The sequence below is a fragment of the Gordonia sp. (in: high G+C Gram-positive bacteria) genome (assembly GCF_047600565.1).
Taxonomy (GTDB): Bacteria; Actinomycetota; Actinomycetes; order Mycobacteriales; family Mycobacteriaceae; genus Gordonia.
The window spans coordinates 2,204,691-2,221,351 of sequence record NZ_JASGKN010000001.1 but is presented as its reverse complement, the minus strand read 5'-3'; the positions used below and the strand labels follow the sequence as shown (position 1 = coordinate 2,221,351).

Below are 16,661 nucleotides of genomic sequence, written 5' to 3'. Positions count from 1 at the left end.
CGAGTCGCGAGCGGCGGCCGCGGCGTGCCCGGAGTGTGCCGGAGACCGAACGTTTCGAAGCTCCCGCGCCGCCGAAGAAGTATCCGACCGCGGCTCTGGTCAGCTGGCTGATCGGCACCGTCGGGGTGACGGTGTTCTTCGCGATCGGTGCCTGGCAGCGCCGCTGGATCGCGGACGACGGTCTGATCGTGCTGCGCACCATCAAGAACCTGTTCGCCGGCAACGGCCCCGTCTTCAACGCCGGCGAGCGCGTGGAGGCCAACACCTCGACGGCCTGGACCTACCTGCTGGCCTTCTGGGGCTGGGTCACCCAGGCTCAGCTCGAGTACGTCGCCCTCTGGGTGGCGCTCGTCCTCTCGGTGGCGGCCATTCCGCTCGCCATGTACGGCACCGCCCGGCTCTACCGGGCCCGCTGGGCGACCGGTCTGACGCTGCTGATCCCGCTCGGCTCGATCGTCTACATCTCGATTCCGCCGGCCCGCGACTTCGCGACGAGCGGCCTGGAGAACGGTCTGGTGATCTTCTGGATCGCCGCCCTGTGGTGTCTGTTCATCGCCTGGGCGCAGCGTGATCCGTCGCGCACGGACGGGCGCGCCAAGGCGCAGCTCCTCTTCCTGGCGTTCGTCGCCGGCCTGGCACCGCTGATCCGCCCGGAGATCACGATTCTCGGCGGCCTGGTGCTGCTGGTGCTGTTCCTCGCCCCGTTCGGGGCTCCGGGGGCACGGACGGGCCGCATCGGGACGGCCTGGCTCATGCGCATCGCGATCGTGGTCGTGGCGGCGGCGCTGCCGGTCGGCTACCAGATCTTCCGGATGGGCTACTACGCGATCCTGGTGCCGAATCCGGCGATCGCCAAGGATGCCAGCGGATCCAAGTGGCACCAGGGCTTCATCTATCTGGGCAACCTGTTCGGGCCCTACACACTGCTTCTGCCGGTGATCCTGGCCGTGCTCGTCGGTCTGATCGTCTGGGCGGGCCGCACCGGTCACGGACGGCATGAGGTGGCCGAGCGCGGCGACATCCTCGAGCGTGCCGGCGCGGTCGCACTGCGGAAGAAGGGCCGGTGGACTGCCTTCTCCGGCGCACTGCAGCGTCCGTCGACGGTGGTGGCGACCATCCTGGCCGCCGGACTGATCCTCGGCCTGTACTGGCTGCGGCAGGGCGGCGACTTCATGCACGGGCGTGTGCTGCTGGCTCCGCTGTTCATCCTGCTGCTGCCGGTGATGGTGGTCCCCGCGACCATCCCGGCCGACGGCCGCAACCGGGTGGGCCGCATCCAGCTGGCCGGCGCCGCGTTCACGATCCTGGCCGCCGCCGGCACCGTGTGGTGGGGGACGGCCATCCACGGCAGGGTGCTGTCGGAGGCCCCGATGGACATCACCCGGGACGGCATCGTCGACGAACGGCGCTTCTACGTGGCCAACATGGCCAACGAGAACCCGATCACGGCGAAGGACTACCTCGAGTACCCGCGCATGCGGGCGATGATGGAGACCATCGACGAGCTCAAGAACACCGGTGGCGTGATGTTCGGATCGTTCGACTACGACAACTGGTACGTGGCGCAGCTCCGAAAGGACGGCTTGCGGCCCGATCAGCAGGGCAAGACGACCGTCTACTTCCTGAACCTGGGCATGACCGGGATGAATGCGCCGCTGAACGTGCGGGTGGTCGATCAGATGGGTCTGGCCTATCCGCTCGCCGCACACACCGAACGTCTGACGGACGGCCGCATCGGGCACGACAAGAATCTGCCGGCCGAGTGGGTGGTGGCCGAGTCCGGTGGTGTCGGGGCCGGCCCGGGCCTGCCCGGCTGGATCGAACCGAAGGAGGTGCGGGACGCCAACGTGGCGCTCACGTGCCCCCAGACGCAGGCGCGTTTCGCGTCGTACGAGGACACGTGGTCGTTCGCGCGGTTCCGGCACAACCTGCGTCAGAGCTACGGGTTCAACGGCTACCGGATCGCCCGGCAGCCCGAGTACGAGATCCTGCGGTGCGGGCTCACCCCGCCGCCCGACCCGAAGGCGCCGCGCTGATGTCGGCGTTCGGTTGGACGGATTGGTCTCGAAAAGGTAACGTCCTTACGCGACCGAGCGATGGTACTTACGGAAACCGATCCCGTCGGAGTGGACGAGAACCGGATTCCGGCGGATTGCCAGGACCGACACTGTGACCTAGGTCACATTTCTGGTCTTGCCGTGTGCCGTCGAATAGGCTTCTCGTCAGTCCGTTACGGATGTGACGTGTGTCGCGCCTAGTGGCGTAAGACACGTACGAGACGCTTACAGGCTGTTTCATATGAGAACAGGCTGTGAACGCCCCAAAGAATGAGGAAGAGAGCAGTAATGCGCGTAGCGAAGAGCATGGGTGGCCGTAAGGCGACCGCAGCCATCGTCGCAGCGGCCGCGACCGTCGGCCTGATCGGCAGCAGCATCGGATCCGGTGACGCGAGCGCCGCCGGCGTCATCGCCAAGGACCGGTACGTCACCTCGTGCGGCATGCCGACCGGCAATGCTCTCGGCAAGGGCAACCCGAAGGGCCGAGTCAAGGTTCAGACCTGGATGCGCCCGGGCAACAAGCGCACCGTCATCCTGCTCGACGGCCTGCGCGCCGAGTACGGCACCAGCGGCTGGTTCCAGCAGACCAACGCCTGGCGTCTGGTCAACCAGGGCGTCAACGTGGTCATGCCCGTCGGCGGTCCCGCCAGCTTCTACACCGACTGGGACGCCCCCTCGAACTTCAACGGTCAGCGCGCTCGCTACCGCTGGGGCTGCGTGATCGACAAGGGCGTCGTCCCGATGCTCCGTCGCGCCGGCTTCGGCTCCAAGAACGGCAAGTACGCGCTCGCGGGTGTCTCGGCCGGCGGTAACGCCGCGCTCACGCACGCCGCGCAGCGTCGCGACCTGTACTACGCCGCCGCGTCGTTCTCGGGTTACAACTACCTGAGCGCTCCGGGCATGCGCACCGCGCTGCGTGTCGCCATGCTGGACGTCGCACCCGGCCCGTGGAACGTCGACGCGATGTGGGGCCCGCCGTGGAGCCCGCGCTGGACTCAGAACGACCCGGCCATGCTGATCAACCGCATGCACGGTCTGAAGGTGTTCGTCGGCTCCGGCAACGGCTTCTTCGGCAAGTACAACTACCCGCAGAACGTCGGCGACGACCTCTTCAAGGGCACCCCGCTGGAGATGCTCGCCTGGACCCAGGCCAAGGCCTTCGAGGTCAGCGCTCAGGTGCAGGGCCTGCCGGTGATGACGTATGACGCCAACGGCACCCACGCGTGGGGCTACTGGCGAGACATGCTCTTCAACGCCAAGCGACGCGGTCTCTTCAACTGATCGACGAAGCGGTGACTGAGAAACATTAGTCACACAATTCACATGCGTCACAGCGTGGCGCACGGACATCGAGACGCTCCACGTGTAAGAACACACGTGGAGCGTCTCGCATCCGCCTGCCCGTACGGGCCCGCGTGACCCTCCGTTCTATCGGTTGGGGAAATCACGTGAAGGAGTACGGACGTGAAGGTGTGGACCAGGACCTCGCAGCGCGGCGCTGCCGCCATGGCGGTGGGCACCACGCTCCTCCTGCCGCTCGCCGCCCCCGCCGTCGCCGATCCGGCACCGGCCCCCGCGGCACCCAAACCGGCCGCCCCCGCGACCCCGAAGCCCGCCGCCCCGGCCAAGCCCGCGGCCCCCGCTCCCGCGGCATCTGCCGCCCCGGTCGCCGGCGTCCACGTGACCAAGACCTTCTGGTACTCGAGCAACCGCGTCGCCCTCTGGGTGCACTCGCCGGCCATGAACACCGACATCCAGGTCCAGCTGCTCCTGGCGCGTGACTGGTTCGCCAGCCCCTCGGCCCGGTTCCCGCAGCTGTACACGCTCGACGGTCTGCGCGCGCAGGACGATCAGAGCGGCTGGATCATCAACACCAAGATCGAAGACTTCTACCGCGACAAGAACGTCAACGTCGTCATGCCCATCGGCGGCGAATCGAGCTTCTACACCGACTGGAAGCAGCCCGACCGCGGCAAGAACTACCAGTGGGAGACGTTCCTCATCAAGGAACTGCCCACCGTTCTGCAGGGCGACTGGCGCTCCACCGACGTGCGCGGCGTCCAGGGCCTGTCCATGGGCGGCTCGGCCGCCATGATGCTGGCGGCCCGCAATCCCGGATTCTTCAAGTTCGCCGCGTCGTACTCGGGCTTCCTCCAGCTCAGCTCCTACGGCATGCCGCAGGCCATCCAGTTCGCGCAGCGCGACGGCGGCGGCTACGACTCGGAGCGGATGTTCGGCCCGCCGAGCGACCCGGCCTGGAAGGAACACGACCCCTACCTGCTGGCCGACAAGCTGCGTGGCACCAGCCTGTACATCTCGTCCGGCAACGGCGTGGTCGGACCGAACGACAAGCCCAGCGACATCCCGCTGCTGGCCACCAACTACTCGGGCGTCGGCCTGGAACTGCTGGCCCGCACCACCAGCCAGCAGTTCGCCACCAAACTCAGCAAGGACGGCATCCCGGCGCAGGTCGTGTACCGCCCCTCCGGCACCCACACGTGGCCGTACTGGGAGTTCGAGATGCAGCAGTCCTGGCCGCAGGCGGCCACCGCGCTCGGCCTCTCCGGCGACCGGGTGGCCTGCAAGACCGGCGACGCCTTCAAGAAGGCACCTCAGGTCAAGGGTCTCGGCGGCTGCCTCACACCGCAGTACCCGGTGCCCGGCGGCTTCGCGCAGGACTTCCGCAACGGCCGGATCTTCACCGGCCCGAAGGGCCCGAAGACGGTGGGCGGCGCGATCGGCGGCGCCTATGTGCCCGCCTTCGCGAGCCTGGGTCTGCCGACCAGCAACGAGCAGACGAGCAAGGACGGCAAGGCCAAGTTCAACACTTTCGAACACGGCAAGATCAGCTGGACGCCGAACGGTGGCGCCCGCGTCGAGCGCTGAAGCCGCCGGGTTCTCTGATAATCGAGTAAGGATCTGCCGTGTTTTCGCAGGTGAAACCCTTCTGGGAGTCCGAATCGAGCCGATCGCGAGGTAGCCTCGAACCCATGACAGGCACGATCACCCGTGGCGCACTCGTGTGCGCCGCCCTCGCCATCTCCGCCGCCGGACTCACCGCGTGCGGTGACTCGTCGACCGCCAGCGCACCGCTGGTGCCCGAGGTGACGACCACGTCGATGCCGAGCCCGGTCTCGGACAAGAGCTCGGTGCCGTCGTCGGCGTCCGCATCGTCGTCGGCCAGCAAGGCGCCCGGCTCCGCGTCGTCGTCGAAGGCCGCCGACAAGCCGGCCGGCAAGCCGTCGTCCGCCGCACCCAAGCCGCCTGCCAACGGCCCCGATGCCCAGGGGCAGCAGGCCGCGAACCTGAATCCCAAGGAGAAGGCGTACCTCGCCGCGCTCAAGCGCGACAAGGTGTCGTTCATGGGCGACGACAACGGGCAGGTCGCTCTCACGTGGGGCAACTACGTCTGCGAAGAGCAGAAGAAGGGCACCGATCCCGCCACCATCAAGGTGTGGGTGACCGCCGCGCTCGGTCCGGGCAACAACAACGAGAACGTCGTCAACGGCAAGACCGACAAACTGATCAACGACGCCAACAAGAACCTCTGCTGAGTCGGTGTCGAGACGTACCCGGAGGCTCGCCCTCGGTGTGATCCTGCTGGCGATCATCGCGATCGTCCTCGTGGTGATCCTGGTGATCTGGCTGCTGCAGCCGGCACCGCCCACCCCGCACGGCCCGCCGCCCTCCTCGACACCCACCAGGCCGACGGCGCAGCCCGCCGACTGCCCGGACGTGCTGGTGCTGTCGGTGCCCGGCACCTGGGAGTCCAGCGCCACCGACGACCCGTACAACCCGCACGCCAACAAGCACGCCCTGCTGCTGCGTGTCACCTCGCACCTGCAGCAGGACTTCCCGTCCTCGCGTGCCCAGGTGCACACGGTGCCGTACAAGGCCCAGTTCCAGAATCCGACGAACCTCAACGACCACGAGGCCACCTACAACGACTCCCGTAAGCAGGGGTACGCCCGCGCCTACGGGAAGCTGCAGAACACCTACAACCACTGCCCGCTCACGCGGTACGTGCTGATGGGCTTCTCGCAGGGTGCGGTGATCGTGGGCGATCTGGCGGCCGGCATCGGCGCCGGCGACGGACCGATCCCCGCGCAGGACCAGGACCTGGTGATCGGTGTCGGCCTGATCGCCGACGGACGCCGCCAGTCCGGGGAACAGCACGACGTCGGCCCCAGCCCCAAGGGCAAGGGTGCGGAAGTGGTGCTGGGCCCCTTCGGCTCGATCGTTCCCGGCATCACCATGACCGGTGCCCGCCCGGGCGGCTTCGGCACCCTCGAGGACCGCGTCTACTCGATCTGCGCCAAGGGCGATCTGATCTGCGATTCACCGCAGTTCACCAACCCGCTCGGCGCCATCGGCGAGTTCGCGAACGCCGCCCAGAACCCCATCCACGCGATGTACGCCACACCCAAGTACTGGGACGACAACGGCGCCACCGCCACCATGTGGATGCTGGGCTGGTCGAAGCAACTGGTGACGAACTCTCCGCACCCCAAGCACCTGTGACGGCGATTCGAGTCTGACCCGGCCGCTGCGTTAACCTTTTCGTGACCTTTCTCCGAGTCGTCGGCCCGGAGCAGCACCGACACGGACAGGAGGACGGGCGTGACCGCCACGGCGACCCACAACGACGCCGGCCTCCGGAAGTTCCGTTTCGGTGCCGCCGGCGAGGGCAACAAGGACGAGGGCGGTGCCCGCAAGTTCGTGCAGCTCGCGCAGACCGCCGAAGAGTACGGCTACGACACCTTCGCCGTCCCCGACCATCTGGGCAATCAGGTCGGCCCGCTCGCCGCGCTCGGCGCCCTCAGTCAGGCCACGAGTTCGATCCGGCTGGCCACCTCCGTCCTGGCCAACGGCTTCCGTCACCCGGCGATCCTGGCCAAGGAGGCCACCACCATCGACGTGCTCTCCAAGGGCCGTCTGGAACTGGGGATCGGCGCCGGCTGGATGAAGGACGAGTTCGACAAGGCCGGCCTCGAGTTCGGCACCCCCGGTGAACGGATCCGCCGGCTCGACGAGATGCTGACCATCCTCGACGGCCTGCTGCGCGGCGAGACCGTCGACTTCGACGGCGAGTTCTACCGGATCCGCGGACTCGAAGGCTCGCCCCGTCCCCGCCAGGGACCGCGCCCGCCGATCGCCGTGGGCGGCGGCGGGCCCCGCATGCTGGCGCTGGCCGCCAAACACGCCGACATCATCTCCGTCGCGACCGGCTCCACGCCCGACGGCAAGCTGCGCCTGTCCGACATGACGATGACCAAGACCCTCGAACGCGTCGACCGCATCCGGCAGGCCGCCGGCGACCGGTTCGACGAGATCGAGCTGAACTGGACGATCGCCACGATCGTCATCACCGACGATCGTGAGGCGACCGCCGAGATGGCGCTCAAAGCCCTCGATTCGGGGTACCCGCCGAACATCGCGAGAGACGTCGACCTCACCGTCGACGACATCCTCTCGTCCCCCTATCTGGCGTTCGGGACCTTCGAAGAGATCGCCGACCAGATCCGTCACGTGCGACGGCAGACGACCATGAGTTACGTGGGCGTCTTCCCGACACAGATGGATGCCTTCGCACCCGTCATCCCGTTGTTACGGGGGGAGTAGAATCAGACGGGTTTTGCGGAAGCTCGCCGCCGGCGCAGTGTCCGCGGCGAGCGACGACAGGGCGAGGTGTCCCGTACAGGGGGCTGGGACACCGGAGCCGACAGGGAATGAGTACAGCCCGCGCCCAGCGCGGCACAGGAGTTTGGAATGCTGAAGACCGAGTTCGATCAGTTCCTCGACGAGAACGGCCAACTGCACTTCACCGAGGACGCGACGCTCGTTGACTACGTCGAACACAACGTCCGCGAGAAGGCCGACACGCTGGCCTACCGGTTCAAGGACTACAGCCGTGAGCGCGACGGCGAGAACATCGATCTGACCTGGGCGCAGTTCGGCAAGCGGCTCCGCGCCGTCGCCGCCCGCCTGCAGCAGGTGACCAAGCCCGGCGACCGGGTCGCCATCCTGGCGCCGCAGTCCCTCGAATACGTGATCGGCTTCTTCGCGTCCATGTACGCGTCGAACATCGCGGTGCCCCTGTTCAGCCCGGACGAGCCCGGCCACACCGATCGCCTGGTGGCCGTCCTCGCCGACTGCGAGCCGACCGCCATCCTGACCTCCACCAAGTCGGCGGAGGCCGTTCGCGACTTCTTCAAGGACCGTCCCGCCAAGGATCGTCCCCGCGTGATCGCCGTCGACGCCGTGCCCGACTCGGTCGGCGACACCTGGGTCGCGCCGGTGGCCGGCAAGGACCACAACCGCGACACCGTCGCCTACCTGCAGTACACCTCCGGCTCCACCCGCGTGCCGGCCGGCGTCGAGATCACCTACGAGGCGGTCGCCGCCAACGTCCTGCAGATCTACGACTGCATCGAGATCGACCGCAACGCGCGCGGCGTCACCTGGCTGCCGATGTTCCACGACATGGGCCTGCTGACGGTGATCCTGCCCGCGCTCGGCGGCTCCTACATCACCATCATGAGCCCGGCCGCCTTCGTGCGCCGCCCGGGTCGCTGGATCAAGGAACTGGCCGCCGAGGACGATCCGGCGCCGACCTTCGCCGCCGCCCCGAACTTCGCCTACGAGCACGCCGCCGCCCGCGGTCTGCCCGCGGCCGGCGAATCGCTGGACCTGTCGAACGTCATCGGCCTGATCAACGGCTCCGAGCCGGTCACGGTCAGCTCGATGCGCAAGTTCAACGAGGCCTTCGAGCCGTACGGTCTGTCGCCGAAGGCCATCAAACCCTGCTACGGCATGGCCGAGGCCACCCTGTTCGTGTCGGCCACCCAGCGTGACAACGCCGCCAAGATCACCTACGTGGATCGCGAGAAGCTGAACGCCGGCGAATTCGTCGAGGTCGCCGAGGACGCGGAGAACGCCGTCACCCAGGTGTCCTGCGGTCAGGTCGCACTCAGCGAGTGGGCCGTGATCGTCGACGCCGATGCCGGCACCGAGCAGCCGGACGGCCGTGTCGGCGAGATCTGGCTGCACGGCCTCAACATCGGCAAGGGCTACTGGAACAAGGACGATGAGACCGAGGCCACGTTCCACAACAAGCTCAAGTCGCGTCAGCCCGACAGCCACGCCGAAGGCGCCCCCGAGGACGGCGACTGGATGGCGACCGGCGACTACGGCGTCTTCCACGACGGCGAGCTGTACATCACCGGCCGCGTCAAGGATCTGGTGATCGTCGACGGCCGCAACCACTACCCGCAGGATCTGGAGGCCAGCGCCCAGGAGTCGAGCACCGCGCTGCGTCCGGGCTACGTCGCCGCCTTCGCGGTGCCGGCCAACCAGCTGCCCGCCGAGGTCTTCGAGAACGGGACGTCCGGTCTGAAGCCGGACCCTCAGGATGCTTCCGAGCAGCTGGTGATCGTCGCCGAGCGCGGCCCGGGCCGCAAGGTCGACCCGAGCGAGATCGCCGACACCGTGCGCGCGGCCGTCGCCGGCCGTCACGGCGTGATGGTGCGCGATCTGCTGCTGGTTCCGGCCGGTTCCATCCCGCGCACGTCGAGCGGCAAGATCGCCCGCCGGGCGACCAAGGCCGCCTACATCGACGGCACCCTGCGCGGCGGCTACCAGCAGACCGCGTTCCCTGACGCCAAGGACTGACCACCGCCGATAAGTAGGCTGAGAGACGATGTCTGACACCGAGAACACCGAGCCCACGACCGACGACCGGAACACCGCCGGCGAAACGGCCGGCGGCATGACCGTCGACGAGCTGCAGGACTGGCTGATCGACTGGGTGGCCACCACCACCGGCCAGCCCGCCGAGCAGATCTCCACCGACCGCCCGCTCGAGGAGTTCGGCCTGTCCTCGCGTGACGCGGTGGCCCTGGGCGCCGACATCGAGGACAAGACCGGCGTCATCCTGTCGGCCACCGTCGTGTTCCAGCATCCGACGATCGCCTCGCTGTCCAAGCGCATCATCGAAGGCGATCCGGACGAGGGCCTGGATGTGGAGGCCGACCGCTTCTGGGAGCGCGAGCGCTCCGCCGCCGACGACATCGCGATCGTCGGTCTGGCGACCCGGTTCCCGAAGGCCGGCGAGACCCCCGAGTCCACCTGGCAGGCGCTCATCGACGGCGTCGACGGCATCACCGATCTGCCCGAGGACCGGTGGACCGAGTTCAAGTCGGATCCGCGGCTGGCCGAGATCATCGCCGAAGCGAACGTGCACGGCGGCTACCTCGACGACGTCAAGGGCTTCGACGCCGACTTCTTCCAGATGAGCCCCCGCGAGGTCGAGATGGTCGACCCGCAGCAGCGCCTGGCCATGGAGCTGACCTGGGAGGCGCTGGAGAACGCGCACATCCCCGCCAGCGACCTGCGCGGCGAGGCGGTCGGCGTCTTCATGGGCACCTCGACCAACGACTACCAGATGCTCGCGACCCTCGGTCTCGGTGAAGGCGCCCAGGAGACGGCGGCCTACGCGCTGACCGGTACCGCGTCGTCGATCGTCGCGAACCGCGTCTCCTACTTCTACGACTTCCGCGGCCCGTCGGTCGCCATCGACACCGCCTGCTCGTCGTCGCTGGTGGCCGTGCATCAGGCGGTGCGCAGCCTGCGCAGCGGTGAGTCGAACGTCGCCGTCGCCGGCGGCGTCAACATGATCGTCACCCCTGCTGTCACCCTCGGCTTCGACTCGATCGGCGCCCAGGCGAAGAACGGCCGGATCAAGGCGTTCTCCTCGGATGCGGACGGCATGATCCGTGCCGAGGGCGGCGGCGTGTTCGTCCTCAAGCGTCTCGCCGACGCCCGCGAGGACGGCGACCAGATCCTGGCCGTGGTCGCGGGCTCGGCCGTCAACTCGGACGGCCGGTCGAACGGCATCTTCGCGCCGAACCCGGAGGCCCAGGTCGACGTCCTGCGCGACGCCTACACCGACGCCGCCATCGATCCGCGCACCGTCGACTACATCGAGGCGCACGGAACCGGCACGGTGCTCGGCGACCCGATCGAGGCCGACGCACTGGGCCGGGTGGTCGGTCGGGGCCGTACACCGGACGCCCCGGCGCTGCTCGGCTCGGCCAAGACCAACTACGGACACATGGAGGCCGCCGCCGGCGCGGGTGCACTCGCCAAGGTGGTCCTGTCGCTGACCAACGACAAGATCCCCGCGTCGCTCAACTACGTCGGCCCCAACCCGTACATCCAGTTCGACGCCACCAACCTGAAGGTCACCACCGAGAACACCGACTGGCCGCGCTACTCCGGTCACGCGATCGCCGGACTGTCCGGTTTCGGTTTCGGCGGCACCAACGCCCACGTCGTGGTGCGCGAGCTGCTGCCGACCGATCTCGCCCCGGTGGCCCCGGTCGACGATGCGGGCGACGCCCTTCGGCCGGCTCAGGAACCGGCCGGTGCCGACAGCCCCGACGAGGACGACGAATACCTCACCGAGGCCGAGCGGTTCCTGCTCGAGTCGCAGAACAAGAACGACGAGCCCGTCGCCGAGCAGACCGAGACCGATCCGGCCGACGGCTTCGCCCCGTGCGCCGTCGACGGCGCCGTCGTGCCGCTGGTGATCTCCGGATTCCTGCCGTCGCGCCGCAAGAAGGCCGCCGCCGATCTCGCCGACTGGCTGGAGACCGACGAGGGCCGCAACACGCCGCTGGTGCAGATCGGCCGGGCCCTGTCCCGCCGCAACCACGGCCGCACCCGCAGCGTCGTGATGGCCCGCACCCACGAGGACGCGATCAAGGGTGTCCGCGCGGTCGCCGAGGGCAAGGTCTCGCCGATCGTCTACACCGCGGACTCCCCGGACGCGTCCTCCGCCGCCTGGCTGCTGAGCGGATTCGGCTCGCAGCATCGCAAGATGGCCAAGCAGCTGTACCTCGAGAATCCGGTGTTCGCGAAGTATGCCGATCGAGTGGACGCTCTCGTTCAGAACGAGCTCGGGTACTCGATCGTCGAGATCTTCCTCGACGATGCGCAGACCTACGCCATCGAGACCGCGCAGGTCGGTATCTACACCATCCAGGTCGCGCTGGCCGACACGATGCGGCACTTCGGTGCCGAACCGGGAGTCCTGGTACCGCACTCGATGGGCGAGGCCTCGGCAGCCCACATCAGCGGCGGTCTGTCCCTCGAAGATGCGACCCGAGTGATCTGTCAGCGTTCGCGTCTGATGGGCGAGGGCGAATCGATGCTGACCGGCGACGCCGTCCGGCTGATGGCGATCGTCGAATACAGTGCTGACGACATCAACGGCGTCCTCGAGCAGTACCCGGATCTGGAGATCTGTGTCTACGCCGCACCCACCCATACCGTGATCGGCGGCCCCGAGGCACAGGTGGATGCGATCGTCGCGCACGCAGAGGCCGAGGGGAAGCTGGGCCGCAAACTGCAGACGAAGGGCGCCAGCCACACGTCGCAGATGGACCCGTTGCTCGGCGAGCTGGCCTACGAGCTCACCGGCATCGTGCCGGAGAGCCCGAAGGTCGGGTTCTACAGTTCGGTGGACCGCGAGGTCTTCTACCGCCCGGGCTGCGAACCTGTGCACACCATCGAGTACTTCACCAAGGGGCTGCGGCACAGCGTCTGGTTCGCCCAGGCCATCGCCAAGTCGCTGGAGAACGGTCACCGGACCTTCGTCGAACTGTCGCCGAACCCGGCCGTCCTGCTCTCTGTGGCGTCGACCGCGTTCGGCGCCGGCATCCAGGACGCCGACTTCATCGAGACCCTCAAGCGCAAGGAGGACGAGAGCTACGGCCTCGTCAACGCGATGATGAAGCTGTGGGTCCACGGGCATCCGCTGGACGTCGGCTCCCTGTTCGGGACCGGCCAGGATCTGCCGTACGCGGACATTCCGCGCACCCGCTTCGACCGGAAGCCGTACTGGCTGGAGGCCTCGGTCAGCAGCTCGAGCGGAGCCACCTCGATCCCGGGTTCGCATGTCGGCCTGCCCGACGGTCGTCACGCCTGGGAGGTGGCCGCGTCCGCGGTCACCGATCCGCGGGAACTGGTGCTGGCCGCGGCGAAGCAGGTCGTCGCCGATCCCGCCGTGGCCGCCGCCGACGCGATCGGGACGTTCCCCGCCGACGGCACCGTGACCACCACCTTCGCCCGGCATCCGGGCGGCGGAACCGTCTCGGTGTACGCCGACGCGGACCACGGCCACGCCCTGGTCTACGAGGCCGCCGTCACCGGCACCGCCCTGGACCGGCCCGCCGGTGCGGTCACCGCCGCCGAGCCGGCGCTGTCCGACGCGGCGGAGGCCGCCAAGTCCTCCGGCTTCGTCGACGAGAAGATGGTCGAAGAGGACGAGATCGTCGAGACCATCGGCGGCAAGTGGACCCCCGACTCGGGTGAGAGCGTCGAGGACCGTCTGGCCACCATCGTCGGTGAGTCGATGGGCTACGACCCCGACGACCTGCCGCGGGAGATCCCGCTCATCGAGCTCGGTCTGGATTCGCTGATGGCGGTCCGCATCAAGAACCGCGTCGAGTACGAGTTCGACATCCCGCAGCTTCAGCTGCAGGCCATGCGTCAGGCGAATCTGGGCGACGTCACCAAGTTCGTCACCTTCGCGGTGGAGAACCGCGACCAGGTGGACCTGCTGGCGAAGGGCGCCGAGGACGGCCAGGAGCTCGACACCGCCGCCCTGAGCGCGCTGATCGATGAGGCCAACGCCAAGAAGGCTGCGCAAGGAGCCCAAGCCGACACGGAGCCCGTTACCCCGGCGGTTGAGCCGGGCGACGCAGGAGCCCGTGTCGAAACCAAACCCGCCAAGAAGGCTCCGGCCAAGAAGGCCGCAGAGAAGAAGGCTCCGGCCAAGAAGGCCACCGCGAAGAAGGCCGCCGCCAAGACCGATCTCACCGATCAGGCTCAGGTCACCGCGGCAGCCGGTGCGGACGTGCCGCCGCGCGATGCGGCCGAGCGTCTGACGTTCGGTGCCTACGCCGTGGTGACCAAGAAGTCGGCCGGTGGCGTGTTCAACAAGCTGCCGGTGCTCGACGAGGAGACCGCGCAGAAACTGGCCGAACGGCTCAACGACCGGACCGGCGGCGACATCGACGTGGAGGACATCCTCGCCTCGGAGACCATCGAGGAGATGAGCGAGTACGTCCGCCAGCACATGGAAGCGGCCGCCGACATGGACGGCTTCGTCCGCTACCTGCGGGTGCCGAGCAAGGACGGCAAGCGTCAGCACGTGTTCGACACGACCGCCGGCGACCCGATTCCGGCCCTGGTGTTCCACCCGGCGGGCGGCAACACGTCGGCGTACGAGGCGCTGATCAAGCGGCTCCCGGAGGACATCCCGGTGATCGGCTTCGACCGCGTCGAAGGCACCATCGAGGAACGTGTCCGCCAGTACCTGCCGAAGCTCAAGGAGATCCAGCCGCACGGCCCGTACGTGCTGATCGGCTGGTCGCTGGGCGGTGCGCTCGCCTACGGCGCCGCGCAGGTGCTCAAGGAGCAGGGCGACGAGATCGCCTTCGTCGGCCTCATCGACGTCGTGCGTCCCAAGGAGGACGTGGTCGAGACGCCGGAGACCAAGCGGGCCCGCCTGGAACGCTGGAAGGACTTCGCGGTCAAGACCTACGACCTCGACCCGGACGTCGAGATCCCGATGGACCGTCTGGTCGAGGCCGACGACGACGAACAGTTCGCGATCATCATGGAGATGATCCAGATGTCGGGCACCAAGATCCCGGGCGGCATCATCGAGCACCAGCGGACGTCGTTCCTCGACAACCGCGCGCTCACGAACATCGATCCGACGCCGTACGACGGCAAGGTGGTCCTGTACCGCGCCGACAAGATGCATGACGGCGCGATCGAGCTGGAGCCGCAGTGGGCCGAGATCGACGAGGACGGCCGGTGGGGCGAGGTCGTCGACGACCTGGAGATCCTGCACATCGGCGGCGATCACCTGGCGATCGTCGATGAGCCGTATGTCGCGAAGGTCGCCGAGGATCTCGGTCGCCGGATCGAACAGCTGAAGGGATAGCCGGTCATGGCGCGTACCACCGCGGAGAAGCTCGACGATCTGCACGCGAAGCTGGAGCTCGCCAAAGAGCCCGGCGGCGAGAAGGCCATCGAGAAGCGCGCGAAGAAGGGCATTCGCTCGCCCCGTGAGCGGCTGGAGATGCTCTTCGATCCGGGAACCTTCGTCGAGGTCGGCGCGCTCGTCCGGGCGCCCGGCGCCGGCGACACCGGCTACGGCGACGGCGTGGTCACCGGTCACGGACTGGTGCACGGCCGTCCGGTCGCCGCGTTCAGCCACGACCAGACCGTCATGGGCGGCAGCGTCGGCGAGATGTTCGGCCGCAAGGTGTCGAACCTGATGGAGTGGGCCGGCAAGCTCGGCTGTCCGATGGTCGGCATCAACGATTCGGCCGGTGCCCGCATCCAGGACGCGGTCACCTCGCTGGCCTGGTACGCCGAGATGGGCCGCCGCAACGACCTGCTGTCCGGTCTCTCACCGCAGGTGTCGATCATCCTCGGCAAATGTGCCGGCGGTGCGGTCTACACCCCCGCGAACACCGACATCCTGGTCGGCGTCGAGGACAAGAGCTACATGTTCGTCACCGGCCCCGACATCCTGAAGGCCGTCAACGGTGAGGACATCTCCGCCGAAGACCTGGGCAGCGCCCACAATCAGGCACGCTGGGGCAACATCCACCACGTCGCACCGGACGAGCAGGCGGCCTTCGACTGGGTGCGCGAATACCTGCAGTACATGCCGTCGAGCTGGTGCGAGAAGCCGCCGGTGATCAATCCGGGCGTCGAACCGGAGACCACCGAGGCCGATCTCGCTCTCAACGAGTTCATGCCGGACAGCGACAACGCCGGCTACGACATGCGTGACCTGATCATGCATCTGTTCGACGACGGCGACTTCCACGAGATCGGCGAACTGTTCGCCCCGAACATCCTGACCGGCTTCACCCGCGTCGACGGTCACAGCGTGGGCGTGGTCGCCAACCAGCCGGCGGTCATGGCGGGCACCATCGACACCGACGCCTCCGAGAAGGCCACCCGCTTCGTGCGGTTGTGCAATGCCTACAACATCCCGCTGATCTTCCTGGTCGACACCCCCGGCATCCTGCCGGGCCTCGTCGAGGAGCAGAAGGGCACCATCCGCCGTTCAGGCAAGTTCCTGTACGCGTACGTGGAGGCCGACGTCCCGAAGATCACCGTCGTCCTGCGCAAGGCGTACGGCGGCGCGTATGCGGTGATGGGCTGCAAGCAGCTGGGTGCGGATCTCAACTTCGCGTGGCCGACCGCCAAGATCGCCGTGATGGGCGCCGAGTCGGCGTCGGTCCTGCTGACCCGTCGTCAGACCGAGGGTCTGTCGGCCCACGACGCCGACAAGGTGCGCCGCGACTTCATCGACTTCTACAACGTGATGATGGCGAATCCGTACCTGGCGGCCGAGAAGGGCTACATCGACGCCGTCATCGAGCCGTCCGAGACGCGCCTGGCCATCCGCAAGGCGCTCGCCCAGCTCCGCGACAAGGAAATGGTGCGCGCACCGCGCAAGCATTACCTGATGCCGATCTAGGCTTCCCGCGCCCAGCCCACGGCGGTGGG

The 16,661-nt window shown here is 68.0% G+C and carries 9 protein-coding genes; all 9 read left to right on the top strand.

From position 1 onward, the window contains the following. Positions 1 to 35 precede the first annotated feature (35 nt). The 9 genes from zomB (at position 36) to QM774_RS10730 (ending at position 16,632) form a co-directional block, all read left to right on the top strand. The gene (gene zomB, locus QM774_RS10770) at positions 36 to 2,036 is read left to right on the top strand and encodes a flagellar motor control protein ZomB (protein WP_414975865.1); all 2,001 of its coding nucleotides are present in this window, start codon (positions 36 to 38) and stop codon (positions 2,034 to 2,036) included. A gap of 309 nt (positions 2,037 to 2,345) precedes the next feature. Beyond that, positions 2,346 to 3,338, top strand: coding sequence for an alpha/beta hydrolase (locus QM774_RS10765; protein WP_414975864.1), 993 nt, complete (start codon positions 2,346 to 2,348; stop codon positions 3,336 to 3,338). Between the two features lie 183 nt (positions 3,339 to 3,521). Continuing rightward, on the top strand, positions 3,522 to 4,943 hold the full coding sequence (locus QM774_RS10760; RefSeq protein WP_414975863.1) for an alpha/beta hydrolase-fold protein: 1,422 nt from the start codon (positions 3,522 to 3,524) through the stop codon (positions 4,941 to 4,943). A gap of 104 nt (positions 4,944 to 5,047) precedes the next feature. After that, positions 5,048 to 5,611 carry a hypothetical protein gene (locus tag QM774_RS10755; RefSeq protein ID WP_414975862.1) on the top strand — a complete coding sequence of 188 codons (564 nt, stop codon included), beginning with the start codon at positions 5,048 to 5,050 and terminating at the stop codon, positions 5,609 to 5,611. A 4-nt stretch (positions 5,612 to 5,615) separates the two neighbouring features. Next, positions 5,616 to 6,578 carry a cutinase family protein gene (locus QM774_RS10750; RefSeq protein WP_414975861.1) on the top strand — a complete coding sequence of 321 codons (963 nt, stop codon included), beginning with the start codon at positions 5,616 to 5,618 and terminating at the stop codon, positions 6,576 to 6,578. Between the two features lie 99 nt (positions 6,579 to 6,677). Continuing rightward, positions 6,678 to 7,679, top strand: a complete 1,002-nt coding sequence (locus QM774_RS10745; RefSeq protein ID WP_414975860.1) for an LLM class F420-dependent oxidoreductase — start codon at positions 6,678 to 6,680, stop codon at positions 7,677 to 7,679. A gap of 147 nt (positions 7,680 to 7,826) precedes the next feature. Then, entirely contained in the window at positions 7,827 to 9,728 is a 1,902-nt protein-coding gene (gene fadD32, locus QM774_RS10740) for a long-chain-fatty-acid--AMP ligase FadD32 (RefSeq protein ID WP_414975859.1), read from the top strand. Positions 9,729 to 9,756: 28 nt separating this feature from the next. Further along, complete coding sequence (gene pks13 / locus QM774_RS10735) at positions 9,757 to 15,075, top strand: polyketide synthase Pks13 (protein ID WP_414975858.1); 5,319 nt, start codon at positions 9,757 to 9,759, stop codon at positions 15,073 to 15,075. 6 nt (positions 15,076 to 15,081) lie between these two features. Continuing rightward, positions 15,082 to 16,632, top strand: coding sequence for an acyl-CoA carboxylase subunit beta (locus QM774_RS10730; protein ID WP_414975857.1), 1,551 nt, complete (start codon positions 15,082 to 15,084; stop codon positions 16,630 to 16,632). The last annotated feature ends 29 nt before the right edge of the window (positions 16,633 to 16,661 follow it).

What these genes read in the sequence shown, in the direction of transcription:
- QM774_RS10765 (WP_414975864.1), top strand. Translation starts at nt 2,346, where the DNA reads ATGCGCGTAGCGAAGAGCATGGGTGGCCGTAAGGCGACCGCAGCCATC.
- fadD32 (WP_414975859.1), top strand. Translation starts at nt 7,827, where the DNA reads ATGCTGAAGACCGAGTTCGATCAGTTCCTCGACGAGAACGGCCAACTG.
- QM774_RS10755 (WP_414975862.1), top strand. Translation starts at nt 5,048, where the DNA reads ATGACAGGCACGATCACCCGTGGCGCACTCGTGTGCGCCGCCCTCGCC.
- pks13 (WP_414975858.1), top strand. Translation starts at nt 9,757, where the DNA reads ATGTCTGACACCGAGAACACCGAGCCCACGACCGACGACCGGAACACC.
- QM774_RS10730 (WP_414975857.1), top strand. Translation starts at nt 15,082, where the DNA reads ATGGCGCGTACCACCGCGGAGAAGCTCGACGATCTGCACGCGAAGCTG.